The following is a 20,596-nucleotide window of genomic DNA, read 5'->3' as shown; positions in this document are numbered from 1 at the left end:
TCCAAATGTCGGCACTGACCCCGAAGCTATGTCAAACCAGCGCTGCCAGGCAGCCGTCGAATGCGGCGAGCAAATGCTGCAGATCGCCATCACTGGTGGAAGGGCACACCAGCAGCATATTGTGGAATGGCGTGATCAGCACGCCGCGATTGAGCAGGTACAGGTGGATGGCCTGTTCCAGTTCCTCGTCCATCAGCCTCTGCGCTTCGCTGCCGTTGTGCGGTGGCACGGGGCCGAACTGGAATTCGGTGCGAGCGCCCACTTGCGTCACGCACCATGGCAACTGGTGCCTGGCGATGCTGGCGCGCAGGCCGTCGGCCAGTTGCTGCGCCATGGCGAACATCTGTGTGTAGGCCGCCGCCGTCATCACCTGCTCCAGGTTGGCGCGCATGGCGGCCATGGCGAACATGTTGGCACTCAAGGTGGTGCCGATGCCCGAGTGGCCGGCCGGCGCGCTGCGCTTGGCGTGTTCCACGCGGCGGGCCAGTTCCTGCGTCATGCCGTACGCCGCGCACGGCAGGCCGCCGGCCAGCGGTTTGCCGATCACCACGGCGTCGGGCCGCATGCCGTGCGCCTGCGCGTAGCCACCGGGGCCGCTGCTGATGGTGTGGGTTTCGTCGATGACCAGCAGCGTGCCGTGGCGCGCGATGATGTCCTGCGCGGCATCCCAGTAGCCGGGCTGCGGCAGCACCATGCCGACGTTGGTCATCACCGGTTCGGCCAGCACGCAGGCGACGTCGCGTGCGCTCAGTGCGGCGTCGAGCGCGGCCAGGTCGTTGAACTCCACGACCACCGTGTGTGCGGTCAGGTCGTGCACCTGGCCCAGCAGGCTGGCGCGCTGCACCGGTGCGCCATTCTCCAGGTCCACGAACACATCGTCCACGGTGCCGTGGTAGCAGCCGTTGAACACCAGGATCTTGCTGCGACCGGTGGCCGCGCGCAGCCAGCGCAGCATGAAGCGGTTGGCGTCGGACGCGGATAACGCGAACTGCCAGTACGGCAGGGCGAAGCGGCGCGCCAGTTCCGTTGCCACTGGCGCGGCATCGCTTGACGGCAGCATCGCCGTGTAGCCGCCCGTGGCCTGGCGCGCGATGGCGGCGGCCACTGGCGCTGGTGCGTGGCCAAACATGGCGCCGGTGTCGCCGAGGCAGAAGTCGGCATATTGCATGCCGTCGGCGTCGATAAAGTGTGCGCCCGAGGCTGCGGCCACCGTCAACGGGAACGGCGTGGACCAGTCGTTCATCCAGTGCATCGGCACGCCGAACAGCAGGTGCGGCGCCGCCTGCATGGCCAGCGCTTGCGACGCCGGATGGCGGGCGATGTAGTCGGCCCGTTCGCGCACAGCCAGCGCCTGCACGCGGGGCCAGTTCACTCCGTCGCGGGTGCCCATGCGCCCTCCTACACCAGCAGCATCAGGTGTTCGCGCTCCCAGGAGCTGATCACCCGGCTGTAGGTGGAAAATTCGAGTTCCTTTACTTCGCAGAACGCTTCGACAAACAGGTCGCCGAGAATCTCGCGCAGCGGCGCGCATTCGCGCAGGCGGTTGATGGCGTCCTCCAGGTTGCGCGGCAGGTGGTCGTGCACCTGCTCGGCGCTGCCGGCCATCGGCGGCGAGGCGGTCAGCCCCTGCGTCATGCCCAGGTAGCCGCAGGCCAGCGTGGCGGCCATGGCCAGGTAAGGGTTGACGTCCACGCCCGGCACGCGGTTTTCCACGCGCCGGTTGACCGGCGTGGAGTTGGGAATGCGCAGCCCGCAGGTGCGGTTGTCATACCCCCAGTGCACATTGGTCGGCGCCGACATGAAGCGCGACAGGCGCCGGTACGAATTGACGTGCGGCGCGAACAGCAGGGTGGCCGCCGGCGCGAATTGTTCGAGACCGGCGATATAGCTGAAAAACAGCGCGCTGGCGCTGCCGTCAGCGTTGCTGAAGATATTGACGCCGGTGGCAGCAGCGAGCACGCTCTGGTGAATGTGCATGGCGCTTCCCGGCTCCGCTTCCATCGGCTTGGCCATGAAGGTGGCGAAGATGCCGTGGCGCAGCGCCGTCTCGCGCACGGCGCGCTTGAACAGGAATACGCGGTCGGCCAGTTCCAGCGCCTCGCCATGGGTAAAATTGATTTCCATCTGGCCGGCGCCCGCTTCGTGGATCAGCGTTTCCACGCCCAGTTGGTGCTGCTTGCAGAAGGTGGACAGCTCGAGGAAGAACGGGTCGAAATCGTTGACGGCGTCGATCGAATACGATTGCCGGCCCGATTCCACTTTGCCGCTGCGGCCCAGCGGCGGCGTGAGCGGCTCGTGCGGATTGCTGCTGCGCGCCACCAGGTAGAACTCCAGTTCCGGCGCCACCACCGGCTGCCAGCCCCGGTCAAAGTACAGCCTGAGCACCTGGCGCAGCACCGCGCGCGGCGACAGGCCCACCGGCGTGCCGTCGAAGTTCTGGCAGTCGTGGATCACCAGCGCGACGTTTTCCGCCGCCCACGGCACTTGCCGCAGGGTGGCCGGATCGGGCACGCAGATCATGTCCGGGTCGGTCACGCCCACGTACGGCCGGTTGTTGGGCTGCTCGCCGTTGACGGTATTGAGTAACACGCTCTTGGGCAGACGCATTTCGCCCTCGCCCAGGAACAGGTCCTTGGGCAGGATTTTGCCGCGCGCGATGCCGGTCATGTCGGCGATCACGCATTCGACTTCGTGGATGTTACGCTCGCGCAGAAAATCCCTCATTGCCTGCGTCATCGCCGCTCTCCCGGTGGTTTAGCCGATCTGGATCCAGGTGGTTTTCAGCTCGGTGTACTTGTCGAACGCGTGCAGCGACTTGTCGCGGCCATTGCCCGACTGTTTATAACCGCCGAACGGCACGGTGATGTCGTCGTTGTCGTACTGGTTCACGTGCACGGTGCCGGCGCGCAGCGCGCGCGAGGTCTGCACCGCTTTCGTCAAATCCGACGTCCACACCGCCGCGTGCAGACCATACACGGTGCCGTTGGCCTGCTCGATCGCGTCGTTCAAGTTGGTAAAGCTCAGTACCGACAGCACCGGTCCGAAAATCTCTTCGCGAGCGATGGTCATGCTGCTCTCCACCTGGTCGAACAGGGTGGGTTCGACAAAGTAGCCGCCGGTATCGTCGCGCACGCGGGCGCCGCCAGCGAGCAGGCGCGCACCACCGGCCTTGCCGGCTTCGATATACCCCATCACGGTATTGAGCTGGGTGGCATCGACGATGGCGCCCATCACCGTGTTCTCGTCGAGCGGATCGCCCGGCGCGAACGACGGCATCATGGCCAGCGCTTTCTCGATAAAACGATCCTTGATCGATGCTTCCACGAACAGCCGCGATGGCGCGTTGCAGCTCTGGCCCTGGTTGAAATAGATCGAGCCGATGGCAGCGGCCACCGCCGCATCGAGATCGGGGCAATCGGCGCAGACGATGTTGGCCGACTTGCCGCCCAATTCCATCCAGGCGCGCTTGAGGTTCGATTGCCCCGCCATCTGCATGATCTGCCTGCCCACGCGGGTGGAGCCGGTGAACGCGATGCAATCGACATCCATGTGCAGCGCGAGTGCAGCACCGGCTTCGTTGCCATAACCGGGCACCACGTTGAACACGCCGGCAGGAATGCCCGCCTGCAGCGCCAGGTCGCCCAGGCGCAGCGCGGTCAATGGCGACTTTTCGGACGGTTTCAATATCACGCTGTTGCCGGCGGCAAGCGCCGGCGCGATCTTCCACGCGGCCATCAGCATCGGGTAATTCCACGGCACGATGGCGCCGACCACGCCCACAGGTTCGCGCGTGATCAGGGCCAGGCTGCTGTCGGCCGTGGGCGCGATTTCGTCGTAGATCTTGTCGATCGCCTCGCCGTACCAGCGAATGCAGTTGGCGGCGCCACCGACATCGACGCTCTGGCTGTACTTGATGGGTTTGCCCATGTCGAGCGTTTCGAGCAGCGCCAGTTCCGCGCCGTACTGCTGGATCAGCTCGGCGAACTTGATCAAGACGCGCTTGCGCTGCGCCGGCGCCTTGCCGGCCCACGCGCGCGCCTCGAACGCGGCGCGTGCGCTGGCCACGGCCGCGTCGATGTCCTGGCCGTCGCAGCGCGCCACCATGCCCAGCGAGCGGCCGTCGATGGGCGAGCGGTTGTCGAACTGCTGGCCGCCCAGCGCCCACATGCGCTGGCCGCCGATCAGGGCGCGACCGTCCGGGGTGACGGCAGCGGCGCGGTCATGCCACGAGGATGCGGTCATCTCAATCTCCCTGCAGCCAGCCGCGCTGTTTCACGTCGTTGTACGTCAGGTCGAGGCAATGGCGGATCAGGGCGATCATCTCGTCGATCTGTTCGCGGGTCATCACCAGCGGCGGCGCGATGATCATGCGGTCGCCCACGGCGCGCATGATCATGCCGTTGCCGAACATATGGCCGCGACACACCATGCCCACGCCAAGCTCGCTGTCGAACGGCACGTTGTCGTGCGGCTTGTCGGCCTTGGTGCGCACCAGGTTCAGGCCCGCGACAAAGCCGCAGCTGTCGGCGTAGCCGACCAGCGGGTGATCGGCCAGTTCGGCAAAGCGCTGCTTGAGGTACGGGCCGGTATCGTCGGCCACGCGCTCGATGAGCTTTTCCTCCTCAAGGATGCGGATGTTTTCCAGCGCCGCCGCACAGGCGACCGGGTGGCCGGAATAGGTGAAGCCGTGATTGAACTCCCCGCCCTGCCCGATCAAGACTTCGGCCACGCGGTCGCCCACCAGCACGCCGCCGAGCGGAATGTAGCCGGACGTGACGCCCTTGGCGAACGTGATCAGGTCGGGCCGGATGCCGAACAGCTCGGACGAGAACCAGCGCCCCAGCCGGCCGAAGCCGCAAATGACTTCATCGGCGATGAGCAGGATGCCGTACTTGTCGCAGATGCGCTGGATCTCGGGCCAGTACGTGGCCGGCGGAATGATCACGCCACCTGCGCCCTGCACCGGCTCGCCGATGAAGGCAGCGACTTTGTCCGCCCCCACTTCCAGGATTTTCTGTTCCAGCCACGATGCCGCCTCGATGCCGAATGCGTCCTCGGTCATGCCGCGCCCCGACTCCAGGTAATTCGGCTGGCCGATGTGGACGATGCCCGGAATCGGCAGGCCGCCCTGGGCGTGCATGTCGGTCATGCCGCCAAGCGAGGCGCCGGCCACCGTGCTGCCGTGGTAGGAATTGTGGCGGCTGATGATGGTGTGGCGCTCCTTGTAACCGAGTACATCCCAGTAGCGGCGCACCATGCGCAGGTTGGTGTCGTTGGCTTCGGACCCGGAACCGGTGAAGTACACGTGGTTGAACTGCGGCGGTGAAATCGCCGACAGTTTATTGGCCAGCAGTACCGCCGGCACATTGGTGGTGTTGAAGAAGCTGTTATAGAACGGCAGCGTCTCCATCTGGCGGTACACGGCGTCCGAGATGCTCTTGCGCCCGTAGCCGACATTCACGCACCACAGCCCCGACATGCCGTCGAGGATCTTGTTGCCTTCCGAGTCCCACAGGTAGATGCCCTCGCCGCGCACCATCACGCGCGCGCCTTTTGCGCCAAGCGCCTTGTGGTCGGTGAACGGGTGCATATAGTGCGCCGTGTCGAGCTTCTGGATGGCGGCGGTGTCGTACAGTTCTTTGAGCTGGATGGTCATGTTCTGGTCTCCGTGTATCTGTTACTGGGTCAGACGTGCAGCAGCAGGTGCTCGCGCTCCCATGGGCTGATGACGGTCATGAATTCCTGGTGTTCGAGATCCTTGATGGCGGCATAGACGTCGATAAAGCGCTCACCGAGCACGGTGCGCAGCCGGTCTTCGCGGCGCAGCAGTTGCAGGGCCTCGGGCAGTCCCTGCGGCAGTTCCACGTCAAGGTCGTAGGCGCTGTCGGTGGTCATCGGCGTGGGCTCGATCTGGTCGATCATGCCCAGGTAGCCGCAGGCCAGCGTGACGGCCAGCGCCAAATACGGGTTGGCGTCGGCGCCGATGATGCGGTTTTCCACGCGGCGGTCGTTGACGCCCGATTCCGGCACGCGGAAACCGACGGTGCGGTTGTCCATGCCCCACTGGATGTTGATCGGCGCGGCCGTGTGGCGCACGATGCGGCGGTACGAATTGACGTACGGCGCGACGATCGCCATCGCCGACGGCATGTAGCGCTGCAGGCCGCCGATGTAGTGTTTGAAAATCGGCGCGGCCGAACCGTCGTCGGCGCTGAAGATGTTCTTGCCGGTCTTGATATCGACCACGCTCTGGTGCACGTGCATGGCCGATCCCGGTTCGCCGGCCATCGGTTTGGCCATGAAGGTGGCGTACATGTCGTGCTTGAGGGCCGCCTCGCGCAAGGTGCGCTTGAAGAAGAACACCTTGTCGGCCAGGCCCAATGGGTCGCCGTGCAGGAAGTTGATTTCCATTTGCCCTGCGCCGATTTCGTGGATCAGCGTATCGACGTCGAGGTTCATCGTTTCGCAGTAGTCGTAGATGTCCTCGAACAGCGGATCGAACTCGTTGACGGCGTCGATGCTGTACACCTGGCGGCTGGTTTCGGCACGGCCGCTGCGGCCGATCGGCGGGCGCAATGGCAGATCGGGATCGGTATTCTTGGCGGTGAGGTAGAACTCCAGCTCGGGCGCCACCACCGGCTTCCAGCCCCGGTCGGCGTACAGCTTGAGCACCCGGCGCAGCACCGAGCGCGGGGCGAAGTCCACCAGGCGGCCATCGGCAAAATAGCAGTCGTGGATCACCTGCGCGGTGGGGTCGCTGGCCCACGGCACCATGGTGATGGTGGTGGGATCGGCCTTGAGGATCATGTCGCGGTCGGTGCTGGAAATGGCGCGGTCGTAAGCTGCATCATCGACCGGGTAATTGCCGGTGACGGTCATGCCCAGTACCGCTTCCGGGATGCGCATGCCGCGCTCCTGGGTGAATTTGCCGCGCGGGAGAATCTTGCCGCGCGCCACGCCGGTCAGATCGGGCACCAGGCATTCAATTTCGGTGACGTGCTTTTCGTTGAGCCACACATCCATGTCGGTGTAGGTGAAGTTTTCGCGTATCGCCATCAAATCTCTCCGGTGATCTAGTTATTTAACCTTGTGGTTCTGGTGTTTTTATAGTGGCGGCAGGCGTCACCGAACGCCTGCAGCAGTCTCAGGGAATCAGGGTTGTCCATCAGCTTCCATTCTGGATGCCACTGTACCGCGAGCGTGAATCCGGTGGCGTCCCGCACGCGGTAGGCCTCGACCAAACCGTCGTCGGCGCGGGCCTCGATCGCCAGCCCAGGCGCCAGCCGATCGAGACCTTGACCGTGCAGCGAATTGACCATGATCTGCTCCACGCCACCCAGTGTGCGCGCCAGCACGCCGCCCGGTTCCACCAGCACGCGGTGGATCGGCGCGTACTGCTCTTCCAACGTATGCCCCTTGTGTTCGCGATGATCGCTCATGCCTGCCACGCTGTGCACCGACTGGTGCAGCGTACCGCCCAGCGCCACGTTCACTTCCTGGAAGCCGCGGCAAATCGCCAGCAGCGGGATGCCGCGCACGATGGCGGCGCGGATCAGCGGCAAGGTGGTGGCGTCGCGCGCGGCGTCGAGCGGCAGCGCCGGGTCGAGCACCGCCTGGCCGTACAGGCCAGCGTGCACATTCGATGGAGAGCCGGTGAGCAGGATGCCGTCGGCTAGCTCGAGCAGCGCGTCGAAATCGGTGGCAGCGCCAAGCGCCGGCATGATCAGCGGCGCGCAGCGGGCGCCGTCGGCAACGGCGGCCACGTACTTGAACTGCGCGGTGTGGGCGGCGTGGGCGCCAACCGGATTGACGCAGGCGGGAACGAGAACGATGGGGCTGCGCATATTGGTCTGTGAAATATGAAGCAGATTTGATCATAAGCCTAATTTGGTATGATTGCCATTACTGCTACTTGACCCAGGTTAAAACCTGCTGCGCATGACCTTCTTCACCCCATGAAAAACCTGCCGTGGCGCGACTTCATCGCGCTCGTTGCCAGCATCGGCGTGGTCGGGCTAGGACTTGGCGCAACCATCCCGCTGACCGCCCTGCGGCTCGACCAGCGCGGCATCGGCACCGACATCATCGGCATGATCACGGCAGTGAGCGCGCTGGGCATCCTGGCCGTCACGCCGTTCGTCTCGCGCTGGGTGGCGCGGTATGGCGCGCGCGCCTGCATGATCGCGGCAATCGTCATCGGCGGCCTGTCCACCGCGCTGATGGAGGCCACTGACAATCTGCTGGCTTGGGGCCTGCTGCGCCTTATCTTCGGCGCCTGCATGGGCGTGCTGTTCACCGTGGGCGAGGCCTGGGTCAACCACCTGGCGCCGGGAAACGCGCGTGGGCGCGTGGTGGCCATGTACACCACGGCGTTTACGCTGTTCCAGCTGGTCGGCCCCGCGCTGGTGGCGGCGGTGGAAGATCAGATCAGCTGGGCGTTTGCCGCTGCCGGTGCGCTGTTCTTGCTCGCGCTGCCCGGCATGGCGCTGATACGCGGCGGTGCCCAACATTCCGATGATGAAGCACAGGCGCCGTGGCGCGTGGTGCTGCCGCAGATGCCGATGATCGCCATGGGCGCGGCGTTCTTCGCGCTGTTCGATACGCTGGCTTTGAGCCTGTTGCCGCTCTACGCGATCCGCCAGGGTATTGCCACGGAACTGGCGCTGCTGTCGGCCACGGTGGTGCTGGTCGGCGACACGGTGCTGCAGTTCCCGTTCGGCTGGTTGGCCGACCGGTTCGGACGCCGCCGCGTGCACACCGGCTGCGGCATCGCCGTGTGCGTGCTGCTGCCGGTGCTGCCGTTCGCGGCCGGCACGCCGTGGTTGTGGTGGACCTTGTTATTGATGCTCGGTGCGGCAGCGGGGGCGATCTACATGCTGTCGATCGTGGCCTGCGGCCAGCGATTCGCGGGCGCGCGGCTGGTGGCGGCCAGCGCCATCCTCAACGCCAGCTGGGGCATCACCAGCAGCGGCGGGCCGCTATTGACCGGAGTGCTGATGCACTCGGTCGGGATCAACGCGCTGCCGGTGGTGATGTGGTGCGGCGCGGCGGCGTTTGTCGCCTGCGCCTGGTGGGAATATCGCCGGCGCCCTTAATTCGCTAAGAGCGCCTGCCGAGGCAATTGCTGCTAATCCTTGCCGGCGGAGGAGATCTGTTTCTGCCTTAAACGTTCGGCACGAGCAATGTACAGGCTCGACGCGATCACGCCGATGGTCACGACCAGGATGGTGAGCGCGGCCACCGCATTGACGCGGGGATCGAGCCCCAGACGTGCGCGCGAGAAGATCACGATCGGCATGGTCGATGAGCCGGGACCGGACAGGAAGGCCGACAGCACCACGTCGTCGAGCGACAACGTGAACGTCAGCAGCCACGCCGAACCCAGCGCCTGCTTGATGTTGGGCAGCGTGACCAGGAAGAACACCTGGTACGGCCGGCAGCCGAGGTCCATCGCCGCTTCTTCCAGCGACTTGCTCATCTCCTGCAGGCGCGATTGCACCACCACCGCCGCGTAGGCCATGCCCAGCAAGGTGTGGCCGATCCAGATCGTGGTCAGGCCGCGCTCGGGAAAACCGAACGCCTTTTGCACCGACACCAGCATCAGCAGCAGAGACAGGCCGATGATCACCTCTGGCATCACCAGCGGCGCGCTGACCATGCCAGCAAAGATCGTGCGGCCGGTAAAGCGCCGGTAGCGATCAAGCACGAAGGCGGCAAAGGTACCCAGCACCACCGAGGCAAACGCCGTCATCACGGCGATGCGCAAGGACAGTCCCAGGCCGTTGATGATTTCCGTGTCCTGCATCAGCGCCGCGTACCATTGCAGCGAAAAACCGCTCCACACCATGTCCTGGCGCGAGCTGTTAAACGAGAACACCACCAGCACCACGATGGGCAGGTACAGGAACAGGTATCCCAGCGACAGCCAGCCGCGCCCGAACCAGCGCTGCATGAAACTCGTATTGGTTTTCATCGGTTGTCCTCCTGCTCGGCCTTGTACTTGTTGAAGATTGCCATGGGCACGAGGATCAGCATGATCACCACCACCGTCACGGCGGATGCCAGCGGCCAGTCGTTATTGGTGAAGAATTCGTCCCACAGCTGGCGGCCGATCATCAAGGTATCGGGGCCGCCCAGCAGCTCGGGTATCACGTACTCGCCCACCGACGGAATGAACACCAGCATCGAGCCGGCGATGATGCCGGACTTCGACAGCGGCACCGTTACGCGCCAGAAGGCCTGGAACGGCGTGGCGCCCAGGTCGGCGGCCGCTTCCAGGAAGCGCACGTCCATTTTGACCAAGTTGGCGTACAGCGGCAGGATCATGAACGGCAGATACGCGTACGTCATGCCGATGATCAGCGAGAACTGGGTGTTCATCAGCTGCAGCGGCTCGGTAATGGCGCCAATCCCGAGCAGGAAGTTATTCAGGATGCCGTTGTTGGCCAGGATCCCCTTCCAGGCATAGATACGCAGCAGGAACGAGGTCCAGAACGGCATCATCACCAGCATCAGCAGCACCGGGCGAATCGCTGGCCTGGACCGGGCCATGAAGTAGGCGAACGGATAGCCGATGATCAGGCACAGCGCGGTGGTAATCGCTGCGAACTTGAGCGAGCTGAGATACGTCAGCACGTACAGGTCGTCCTGCAGGATGAACAGGTAGTTCGAGATCTTGACCTTGAACGTCATCACACCATCGGCCACCGTGACCAGGGTGCCGAACGGATCGCCGACGTCGGCTTCCGCAAAGCTGATGCGCAGCACGATCAGGAACGGCACCAGGAAGGCGAACGCGAGCCACAGCGACGGCACGGCAATGACGAAGCGGCGTCCCGTGAAAAAGTTCTTGAGGAAGTTCATGGCCGCGCCCTAGCTGGTAAGCACCACGACATCGGCGCCGTCCCACCATGCATACACGCGCTGGTCGCGCTTGAGCGCGGCGGCGTCGTGGCGGGCGGCGTTGGTGCGCGAGACCTTGATGCTCATGCCGGTGTCGAGCTGCACGTGGTACAGCGTCTCGTTGCCGAAGTAGGCCAGCGCGGTAATCGTGCCCTGCACGCAGTTGTAGCCATGCTCGCTGGCGTTGGCGCGCTGCTCGAGGGTCGGTGCCTCTGCCTGCACCGCGATTTTTTCGGGGCGCACGGCCACCGCCACCGGCATGCCCAGCGTGCCGGTGATGCCGTGGGTGATGTAGTGCCGCCCTTCCGGCGAATCGATGATCACGTGGTCAGGTTCGTCCTCGGTCACGCTGCCATTTAACAGGTTGACGCTGCCGATGAAGTCCGCGACAAAACGGCAGTTGGGCGTCTCGTAGATCTCGTCGGGCGCGCCCACCTGCAGGATGCGGCCGGCGCTCATGACCGCGATGCGGGTGGCCATGCTCATGGCTTCGTCCTGGTCGTGGGTGACCATCACGCAGGTCACGCCCACTTCCTCGATGATGGAGACGAGCTCCATCTGGGTGCGTTCGCGCAGTTTTTTATCGAGCGCGCCGAGCGGCTCGTCGAGCAGCAGCAACTGCGGCCGCTTGGCCAGGCTGCGCGCCAGCGCCACGCGCTGCTGCTGGCCGCCGGACAGCTGGTGCGGCTTGCGTTTGCCATACTCGGACAGCTGCACCAGCGCCAGCATTTTCTCGACACGGGCGGCGATTTCGTCTTTTGGCAAACCGTCGCGGCGCAGGCCGAAGGCGATGTTGTCCCACACCGACAGGTGCGGGAACAGCGCGTAGGACTGGAACATCATGTTGATGGGCCGCTGGTACGGCGGCACGCCGACGATGTCCTGGCCGGCCAGGATGATCTCGCCGGCGGTGGGCGTTTCGAAGCCGGCCAGCATGCGCAGCAGCGTCGATTTGCCGCAGCCGGAGCTGCCGAGCAGCGCGAAGATCTCGCCCTTGTTGATCGCCACGGAGACATCATTGACGGCGCGCACGCCATCGAAGTCCTTGACCAGGTTGCGGATCAGGGGAAAAGGTTCAGCAGCTCGCTCTGGGGTCATATTGTGTAAAAATTAATGGTGCCAATTAGAGAACAGAAATGTAACCACTGTCGGACAAGCCGTCATCCTCGCGCATGCGGGGATCCATAGACCGCGTAATCGGATACTCAGTATGGATTCCCGCTTGCGCGGCGGTCCGCCGATGCGGAACGACGACTCATCGGGCAGCGACATGTCGTCCGCATCCGATTTTTCGAACCCATGATTATAAATGCAGCGCTTCAAACATGTAGCAACAAGTGTTCCCGCTCCCACGGGCTGATCACGGTCATGAACTCCTGGTGTTCGAGTTCCTTGATCGCCGTGTACACGTCGATGAAGCGTTCGCCCAGGATGTCGCGCAGCCGGTCTTCGCGGCGCAGCCCTTCGAGCGCCTGCGGCAGGCCTTGCGGCAGCTCGTGGTCGTGGTCGTAGGCGCTGCCGGTGACCATCGGCGACGGGTCGATCTGGTCCACCATGCCCAGGTAGCCGCAGGCCAGCGTGACGGCCATGGCCAGGTACGGGTTGGCGTCGGCGCCGATGATGCGGTTTTCCACGCGCCGCTGGCCGGTGCCGGAGATCGGAATGCGGAAGCCCACGGTGCGGTTGTCGATGCCCCACTGGACATTGATGGGCGCGGCCGTGTGGCGCACCATGCGCCGGTACGAGTTGACATACGGCGCCAGGATCGCCATCGCCGCCGGCGTATAGCGCTGCAGGCCGCCGATGTAGTGACGGAAGTGCTGCGACGACGCGCCGTCGGCATCGGTGAAGATGTTGCGGCCGGTGGCCAGGTCGTTCACGCTCTGGTGCACATGCATGGCCGATCCCGGCTCGCCGGCCATCGGCTTGGCCATGAAGGTGGCGTACATGGCGTGCTTGAGCGCCGCCTCGCGCAGGGTGCGCTTGAAGTAGAACAGGTTGTCGGCCAGGGCCAGTGCGTCGCCGTGCTGGAAGTTGATGCCCATCTGGCCGGCGCCGGTCTCGTGAATCAGCGTATCGACATCGAGGTTCATCAGCGCGCAGTAGTCGTAGATATCCTCGAACAGCGGGTCGAATTCGTTGACGGCGTCGATGCTATAGACCTGGCGGCTGGTTTCGGCGCGGCCGCTGCGGCCCACCGGCGCGCGCAGCGGCAGGTCGGGGTCGATATTTTTCTCGGTGAGGTAAAACTCGAGCTCCGGTCCCACCACCGCTTGCCAGCCGCGGTCCGCGTACAGCTTGAGCACGCGGCGCAGCACCGAGCGCGGCGCGTAATCGACGAGGGTGCCGTCGGAAAAATAGCAGTCGTGGATCACCTGCGCGGTAGGGTCCTGCGCCCACGGCACGGTGGTGATGCTGCCGGGGTCCGCGCGCAGGATCATGTCGCGGTCGGTGGCGGAGATGGCGCGGTCGTAGGCGGCGTTGGCGGTAGGGTAGTTGCCGGTGACGGTCATGCCCAGTACCGCTTCCGGTATGCGCATGCCGCGGTCTTGTGTAAATTTCGCGCGCGGCAGAATTTTGCCACGCGCCACACCAGTCAAATCAGGTACCAGGCATTCGATTTCAGTGACGCGGTTCTCGTTGAGCCACGCGTCCATATCGGCGTCGGAAAAGTTTTCACGGATTGACATGTTCGCTCTCTGGTGGTGATCAAGCGATCGGTGATCTAATTTACCATATTTGGTAAATAGTTAAACCCCGCCTGGTCAACCAGCAGCCAGCTCCGCCCGCGTGTGCACGAGGATCTTCTTGATCTCGGGGACGCACGAACCGCAGTTGCCGCCCGCCTTCAGGCACGCCGTCACCTGCGCCACTGTCTCCAGGTTCTGCTCGACAATGGCGTTGCAGATGGTATTGCGACCCACGCCAAAGCACGAGCACACGGTGGGGCCGGTGTCGGCGCCCTTCTCCACCGGCATGCCCACCAGCAGGCCCACGCGGTCGATCTCGCTCAGTTGATCCTTGGCGAACAGGCTGGCCAGCCATGCGCGCGATGGCATGTCCTGGCGCGGCGAAAGGAAGATGCATTGTTCGATGCGATCGTCCACCACGTGCACGGCGCGATAGACGCCGGCGGTCTTGTCTTCGTATTCGAGCCAGTCGGCGTCGAGGTCCGCCACGCCCAGCAGCGCGCGCGCCCAGGCGCCGAAGTCGCCGATGTTGTTGCGGCCCGCCAGCTCGTAGCGCGCAAACGCCTTGCCCTGGATGCGGGTCCAGTGCGCCACGCTGTCGAGGTTCACTTCGGTGCGGCTCAGAATAAAACTGTGCCAGTTGACGCGGAACTGGTCGATGCGCACCGGCGTATGCTTGAATTCCGGCTCGCCCGATACCGGATCGACCACCGGGTTGACCAGGGCGCCCACGCGCGCGTCCGACGACGTCTGGCCGTTCCAGTGGATCGGGATGAACACGCTGCCACGGGCGATGCCGCCGCCGTGCTGCACGCGCGCCACCATGGCGCCCCAGGCGGAGCTGATGCGCGCCAGTTCGCCCTCGCGCACGCCGTGCAGCAGCGCGTCCTGCGGGTGGATATCGACAAACGATTCCGAGATGTGGTCGGCCAGCGTGTGCGACTTGCCGGTGCGCGTCATGGTGTGCCACTGGTCGCGTACGCGGCCGGTGTTGAGCGTGAGCGGATAGTCTTCGCACACGGCGTTGGCCGGCGCCCGGGTGGCGGTGGCAATGAAGCGCGCCTTGCCGTCGCCGTGGGCGAAGCGGCGGTCGGCAAACAGCCGCGCTTCGCTGTGGATCACGCCGGCGGCATCGCGCCGCGCCGGCCACTGCACCGGTTCCAGTTCCTGGTACGCGTCGCCCGACAGGCCGGCAAGACCGGACATGTCGAACGCGCGCGGGATATCTTCGGCGTGGTTGCGGAAACCGCTCAGGCGCGCATGTTCATCAAAGACGGCAGCGGCGTCAGGAAAGTCGAAACCGGCGTAACCCATGCGCTGCGCGAACAGCGAGATGATCTTCCAGTCGCCCAGCGCCTCGCCCGGCGCCGGCAAAAAGGCACGCTGGCGCGAGATGCGGCGCTCGGAGTTGGTGACCGTGCCGTCCTTCTCGCCCCAGCCCAGCGCCGGCAGCAGCACGTGGGCGTAGGCGTTGGTGTCGGTGTTCTGCATGATGTCGGACGCCACCACCAGCTCGCACTTGGCCAGGGCGCGGCGGGCCTGGTCGGCGTCGGGCAGACTGACGATCGGATTGGTCGCCATCACCCACACCGCCTTGACCTTGCCGTCTTCGATGGCCTGGAACAAATCGACGGCTTTCAGGCCGCCCTTGTCGGCCATGGCCGGCGAGTCCCAGAAGGTCTGCACCACGTCGCGGTGGTCGGCGCGCTCGAGGTCCATGTGCGCGGCCAGCATATTGGCCAGGCCACCGACTTCGCGCCCGCCCATGGCGTTCGGCTGGCCTGTGATCGAGAACGGCCCCATGCCCGGCTGGCCGATCCGGCCACCGATCAAATGGCAGTTGATGATGGCGTTGACCTTGTCGGTACCGGCGGACGACTGGTTCACACCCATCGAGTACGCGGTGATGGTCTTGGCGGTCGCCGCAAAGGCTTCGTAGAATTCGAGTAGCAAAGCCGGATCGATGCGGCATACCTTGGCCACGGCGGCCGGATCGGCGCAGTCGATGCTGGCGGCGGCCAGCGCGGCATCGAAGCCGTTGGTGTGCTCAAGGACGAAATCGGGAGCGACCGCGCCGATGCGCGACAGGTAGCTCAACAAGCCGTTGAACAGCCAGACGTCGGTGCCGGACTTGATCGGCAGGTGCAGGTCCGCCAGCTCGCAGGTAGCGGTGCGGCGCGGGTCGATCACGACCAGCTTCATGTTCGGGCGCGCTTCCTTGGCTTTCAAAATACGCTGGAACAGGATCGGATGGCACCACGCGGTGTTGGAACCCACCAGCACCACCATGTCGGCCAGTTCCAGGTCGTCGTAGCACAGCGGCACCAGGTCTTCGCCAAACGCGCGCTTGTAGCCGGCCACCGCCGACGACATGCACAGGCGCGAGTTGGTGTCGATATTGGCGCTGCCCACGTACCCCTTCATCAACTTGTTGGCGACGTAGTAGTCTTCGGTGAGCAGCTGGCCCGAAACGTACAGCGCCACCGCATCCGGTCCATGCTCGTCGATGACGGCGCGCCACTTGGCGGCCATCTGGTCCAGCGCCACGTCCCACGACACACGGCGCAGGCCATCGGCCTCGCGCACCTGCGGATACAGCAGGCGGCCGTCGAGGCTCACTGTCTCGCCCAGGGCCGAGCCCTTGACACACAGGCGTCCCAGGTTGGCGGGATGGAGCTTGTCGCCAGCGATGGCGACCGTGCCGTCGGCCTGCGGCGTGGCGCTCACGCCGCAGCCCACGCCGCAATAGGCGCAGGTGGTGCGGACGGTGCCCACCGGGGGCATCGGGCGGATGGCAAGATGGTCTTGGGACAGGTTCAAGGTTGGCTCGCTATCTGGAAAAAGTTTCGCTACGCGGCCCTGGCGCTGAGCGCCTCGCCGAACAACAGGTTTTGGCGGATGGCGCTGATGTCGGTGCGGTTCTGGATCAGGCCGAAATACCACGGACCGTCTTTCACATCGCCATACAGCACGGCGCCGGTCACGCGATTGTCCTTCAATACCAGCCGCTTGTACACGCCCCGGCGCGCATCGCGCAGCACCAGGTCTTCGCTGCCCTCGCCGCCGATGAAGTCACCGACCGAGTACAAATCGACGCCGGTCACTTTCAGGCGCGTGGGCGAGGTTTGCTGCACATAGCGGCGCACGCCGGCGCCGGCCAGGTGGGCGCCGCACACGCGCGCCTGGTCCCAGATCGGCGCCACCAGCCCGAATGTGGCGCTGCGATGCTGCACGCATTCGCCCACGGCATAAATGCGCGGATCATAGGTTTGCAAGGTGTCATCCACCACGATGGCGCGGTCGCAATGCAGGCCGGCCGCCTTGGCCAGCTCGATATTGGGACGCACCCCGGCGGTCATCACCACCAGGTCGGCCGGGATCTCGGTGCCGTCCTTGAAGCGCACGCCGGTCACGCGGTCGGTGCCGGTGATTTCGGCGGTATGAGCGTTCATCAGAAATTGCAAACCCTTGGCTTCCAGCGCCTTTTGCAGCAGCAGCGCAGCCGGTTTGTCGAGCTGCTGGTTCATCAGCGCGTCGCCCACGTGCACCACCGTGACCGACATGCCCTGGCGTTGCAGGCCGTTGGCCGCTTCCAGTCCCAGCAAGCCGCCGCCGATCACGACCGCGTGGCGGTGGTTGCGGGCCATGGCCAGCATGGTTTCCACGTCCTGGATGTCGCGGAAGGCCAGCACGCCGCGCAGCTGGTGCCCCGGTACCGGGATGATGAACGGCTTGGAGCCGGTGGCGATCAGCAGGCGGTCGTAGCGCACCTCCAGGCCAGAGCGCGCACGCACGATACGTTTTTTACGGTCGATGTGTTCGACCGGGTCGCCCGCGTGCAGCGTGATGCCATGCTGGACATACCATTCGCGCGTGTTGAGCATGATGTCGTCCATGCTCTTTTCGCCGGCCAGCACCGGCGAGAGCAGGATGCGGTTGTAATTGCCATGCGGCTCGGCGCCGAACACGGTGATGTCGTACAGGTCCGGCGCCAGCTTGTGCAGCTCCTCGACCGTGCGCATGCCGGCCATGCCGTTGCCGATGACGACCAGCGCCTGCCTGGCGGGGGGGGCCTCGGACGTATTCACAGGCCTACCCACACTGTGCCGTCGGCGATGCGTGCCGGGTACGTGCCCACCGAGTGCGCCGGCGATTCCAGGCATTCGCCGGTCTGCAAGTCGAAGTGCTGCTTGTAGATCGGCGACGCGACCACGATGCGTTCGCCCACGCTCCCCACCAGGCCGCGCGACAGCACCGACGCTTCGGAGTTCGGGTCGTAGTTTTCGATGGCGAATACACGTGAGTCTCCGTCATCGACGTGGAACACGGCCACCTGGGCGCCGTTCAGCAGGGCGCACACGCCCGTATTGGGGACGATGTCGTCCAGTTGGCAGACGGCGATCCAGTGGTCGGTTTGAATATCTCGATGCATGGCATTCTCCTCAGGCGGTAACGGCAATCGGAATCACGCGCTTGCGTTCTTCCACGGTGGCTGGCCGGATCTGGCCGCGCTCTTCCATGAACAGCACGTTCTCGTCACCCTTGTCGCTGTTGACGAAATGGCGGAAGCGCTTGCGCGTCTCCGGGTTTTCCACGGCTTCCTTCCACTCGCACGCGTAGGTGTTCACCACGTGCTGCATGTCCGCTTCCAGGTCGGCCGCGATCCCCAGCTTGTCGTGCACCACGACCTGCTTGAGGTAATCGAGGCCGCCTTCGAGGTTTTCGCGCCAGGTGCTGGTGCGTTGCAGGCGGTCGCCGGTGCGGGTGTAGAACATCAGGAAGCGGTCGATGTACTGCACCAGCGTGGCTTTATCGAGGTCGGTGGCCAGCAGCTCGGCGTGGCGCGGCTTCATGCCGCCGTTGCCGGCCACGTACAGGTTCCAGCCCTTTTCGGTCGCGATGATGCCCACGTCCTTGCCCTGCGCTTCCGCGCACTCGCGGGTGCAGCCCGAGACGCCGAACTTGATCTTGTGCGGCGTGCGCAAGCCCTTGTAGCGGTTTTCCAGTTCGATGGCCAGGCCTATCGAATCATCGACGCCATAGCGGCACCAGGTGGAACCCACGCACGATTTGACGGTGCGCAGCGACTTGCCGTAGGCGTGGCCCGATTCGAAGCCGGCCGCGATCAGCTCTTCCCAGATCAGCGGCAACTGGTCCACGCGCGCGCCGAACAGATCGACGCGGGCGCCGCCCGTGATCTTGGTGTATAGCCCGTACTTCTTGGCCACCATGCCGACCGCGATCAAGCCGTCGGCCGTCACTTCGCCACCCGGCATGCGCGGCACGACCGAGTAGGTGCCGTCTTTCTGGATATTGCCGAGGAAGTAGTCGTTGGTGTCCTGCAGGCTGGCGTGCTCCTTTTTCAGCACGAAGTCGTTCCACACCGACGCCAGAATGCTGGCGGCCAGCGGTTTGCACACGTCGCAACCGAGGCCCTTGCCATGCTTGGCCAGCAGGTCGCCGAAAGATTTGATCTGACCGACCTTGATCAGGTGGAACAGCTCCTGGCGCGAGTACGCGAAGTGTTCGCACACGTGGTTGTTGACCGCCATGCCGAGCTTTTTCATCTCGGCCTTCATCACCTGCGTCACCAGCGGCACGCAGCCGCCGCACGACGTGCCGGCATTGGTGCATCTTTTGACGTCGCCGATGGTGGTGGCGCCGCCGGCCACCGCCGCGCAGATCGCACCTTTCGAGACATCATTGCACGAGCAGATCTGCGCGCCTTCCGGCAGCGCATCGACGCCGAGGCCCGGCTTGGCCGCACCGTCCGACTGCGGCAGGATCAGGAACTCCGGCGACTCGGGCAGCTCGATCTTGTTGAGCATCATTTGCAGCAGCGTGCCGTATTCGGCCGCGTCGCCCACCATCACGCCGCCGAGCAGGTACTTGCCGCAGTCGGAGACGACGATCTTCTTGTAGATCTGCTTGCGCTCGTCGGTGAACTGGTACGAGCGGCTGCCTGCCACGTTGCCGTGCGGGTCGCCGATGCTGGCCACGTCCACGCCCATCAGCTTTAATTTGGTGCTCATGTCGGCGCCGGCGAACTCGCCCGCTTCGCCCAGCATGTGCCTGGCCGCCACGCGCGCCATCTCGTAGCCCGGCGCCACCAGGCCGAAGATCATGCCGCCCCACAGCGCGCATTCGCCGATCGCATACACGTCGGGGTCGGACGTGACGCAGTTGTTGTTGATCTCGATGCCGCCGCGCGGGCCCACCGTCAGGCCGCACTCGCGCGCCAGCATGTCGCGCGGGCGGATACCGGCCGAGAACACGATCATGTCGGCATCGAGGTGGCCGCCGTCGGCGAATTCCAGCCGCTGTCGTCCACCTTCCTTGCCATCGATACCATCGACGCCATCGACAATCGCCGTGGTGTTCTTGCCGGTATGGACCGTCACGCCCAATTCTTCGATTTTCCGGCGCAGCACGCGCGCGCCGCCTTCGTCGACCTGCACCGCCATCAAGCGTGGCGAGAATTCCACCACGTGCGTCTCAAGTTTCAGGTCGCGCAGCGCCTTGGCGCATTCGAGGCCCAGCAGGCCACCGCCGATCACCACGCCGGTCTTCGAGCGCGCGCCGCATTCGAGCATCGCTTCCAGGTCTTCGATGGTGCGGTACACGAAGCAGTCCTTGCGTTCCTTGCCCGGCAGCGGCGGCACGAACGGGAACGAACCGGTGGCGATCACCAGCTTGTCGTACGGGAGCACATCGCCGTCGCCGGTGGTGACGGTTTTATTGGTCCGGTCGATGGCGGTGGCACGGGTGTTCAGGCGCAGCACCATGTCGTCCCGTTCGAAGAAGCCAGGTTTGACCAGCGACAGGTCCTCGGCCGTTTTACCGGCAAAGAATTCGGACAGGTGCACGCGGTCGTAGGCGGGACGCACCTCTTCGCACAGCACGGTCACTTGCAGGTTCGGCGCGCCGCCGGTGGCCAGCGACTCGAGGAATTTGTGGCCGACCATGCCGTGGCCGATGACGATGATTTTCATATTTTTTCCTTG

The 20,596-nt window shown here is 64.8% G+C and carries 15 protein-coding genes; 1 reads left to right on the top strand and 14 read right to left on the bottom strand.

The features are described from left to right. Nucleotides 1-31: 31 nt before the first annotated feature. From SR858_RS01145 to SR858_RS01120, 6 genes are read right to left on the bottom strand one after another with little or no spacing between them, the layout of a single operon-like run. Nucleotides 32-1,390, bottom strand: a complete 1,359-nt coding sequence (locus SR858_RS01145; protein WP_019923768.1) for an aspartate aminotransferase family protein — start codon at nt 1,388-1,390, stop codon at nt 32-34. Between the two features lie 8 nt (nt 1,391-1,398). Further along, nucleotides 1,399-2,736 carry a glutamine synthetase family protein gene (locus SR858_RS01140; protein ID WP_019923767.1) on the bottom strand — a complete coding sequence of 446 codons (1,338 nt, stop codon included), beginning with the start codon at nt 2,734-2,736 and terminating at the stop codon, nt 1,399-1,401. A gap of 18 nt (nt 2,737-2,754) precedes the next feature. Then, on the bottom strand, nt 2,755-4,242 hold the full coding sequence (locus SR858_RS01135) for an aldehyde dehydrogenase (protein ID WP_019923766.1): 1,488 nt from the start codon (nt 4,240-4,242) through the stop codon (nt 2,755-2,757). Nucleotide 4,243: 1 nt separating this feature from the next. Further along, nucleotides 4,244-5,656: an aspartate aminotransferase family protein gene (locus SR858_RS01130; protein WP_019923765.1), complete on the bottom strand. Its 1,413-nt coding sequence runs from the start codon at nt 5,654-5,656 to the stop codon at nt 4,244-4,246. Nucleotides 5,657-5,685: 29 nt separating this feature from the next. Further along, nucleotides 5,686-7,056, bottom strand: a complete 1,371-nt coding sequence (locus SR858_RS01125) for a glutamine synthetase family protein (RefSeq protein ID WP_019923764.1) — start codon at nt 7,054-7,056, stop codon at nt 5,686-5,688. 17 nt (nt 7,057-7,073) lie between these two features. Further along, nucleotides 7,074-7,844 carry a gamma-glutamyl-gamma-aminobutyrate hydrolase family protein gene (locus SR858_RS01120; RefSeq protein WP_019923763.1) on the bottom strand — a complete coding sequence of 257 codons (771 nt, stop codon included), beginning with the start codon at nt 7,842-7,844 and terminating at the stop codon, nt 7,074-7,076. 111 nt (nt 7,845-7,955) lie between these two features. On the opposite strand from SR858_RS01120, the gene SR858_RS01115 reads away from it, so the two are divergent. Continuing rightward, on the top strand, nt 7,956-9,095 hold the full coding sequence (locus tag SR858_RS01115; protein WP_019923762.1) for an MFS transporter: 1,140 nt from the start codon (nt 7,956-7,958) through the stop codon (nt 9,093-9,095). Between the two features lie 32 nt (nt 9,096-9,127). Here the strand turns inward: SR858_RS01115 and SR858_RS01110 are convergent, their stop codons facing one another. The 8 genes from SR858_RS01110 to nirB all read right to left on the bottom strand — a co-directional run bounded on the left by SR858_RS01110 (nt 9,128) and on the right by nirB (nt 20,584). Further along, nucleotides 9,128-9,973 carry an ABC transporter permease gene (locus SR858_RS01110; RefSeq protein WP_019923761.1) on the bottom strand — a complete coding sequence of 282 codons (846 nt, stop codon included), beginning with the start codon at nt 9,971-9,973 and terminating at the stop codon, nt 9,128-9,130. Then, complete coding sequence (locus SR858_RS01105; RefSeq protein ID WP_019923760.1) at nt 9,970-10,863, bottom strand: ABC transporter permease subunit; 894 nt, start codon at nt 10,861-10,863, stop codon at nt 9,970-9,972. The genes SR858_RS01110 and SR858_RS01105 overlap by 4 nt, the downstream gene beginning before the upstream one ends. 9 nt (nt 10,864-10,872) lie before the next feature. Next, the gene (locus SR858_RS01100) at nt 10,873-12,000 is read right to left on the bottom strand and encodes an ABC transporter ATP-binding protein (RefSeq protein ID WP_019923759.1); all 1,128 of its coding nucleotides are present in this window, start codon (nt 11,998-12,000) and stop codon (nt 10,873-10,875) included. Nucleotides 12,001-12,221: 221 nt separating this feature from the next. After that, nucleotides 12,222-13,592, bottom strand: a complete 1,371-nt coding sequence (locus SR858_RS01095) for a glutamine synthetase family protein (RefSeq protein ID WP_026637622.1) — start codon at nt 13,590-13,592, stop codon at nt 12,222-12,224. 75 nt (nt 13,593-13,667) lie between these two features. Next, on the bottom strand, nt 13,668-16,412 hold the full coding sequence (locus SR858_RS01090; RefSeq protein ID WP_026637621.1) for a nitrate reductase: 2,745 nt from the start codon (nt 16,410-16,412) through the stop codon (nt 13,668-13,670). A gap of 29 nt (nt 16,413-16,441) precedes the next feature. Then, nucleotides 16,442-17,680: an NAD(P)/FAD-dependent oxidoreductase gene (locus tag SR858_RS01085; RefSeq protein ID WP_019923756.1), complete on the bottom strand. Its 1,239-nt coding sequence runs from the start codon at nt 17,678-17,680 to the stop codon at nt 16,442-16,444. After that, nucleotides 17,677-18,024: a nitrite reductase small subunit NirD gene (nirD, locus tag SR858_RS01080; RefSeq protein ID WP_019923755.1), complete on the bottom strand. Its 348-nt coding sequence runs from the start codon at nt 18,022-18,024 to the stop codon at nt 17,677-17,679. Before nirD ends, SR858_RS01085 begins: the two co-directional genes overlap by 4 nt. A gap of 10 nt (nt 18,025-18,034) precedes the next feature. Further along, the gene (gene nirB, locus SR858_RS01075) at nt 18,035-20,584 is read right to left on the bottom strand and encodes a nitrite reductase large subunit NirB (protein WP_019923754.1); all 2,550 of its coding nucleotides are present in this window, start codon (nt 20,582-20,584) and stop codon (nt 18,035-18,037) included. Nucleotides 20,585-20,596 lie beyond the last annotated feature (12 nt).

The sequence above is a fragment of the Duganella zoogloeoides genome (genome assembly GCF_034479515.1).
Classification (GTDB): domain Bacteria; phylum Pseudomonadota; class Gammaproteobacteria; order Burkholderiales; family Burkholderiaceae_D; genus Rugamonas; species Rugamonas zoogloeoides.
The sequence above is the reverse complement of the archived record's forward strand: the minus strand, read 5'-3'. Positions and strand labels throughout refer to the sequence as shown.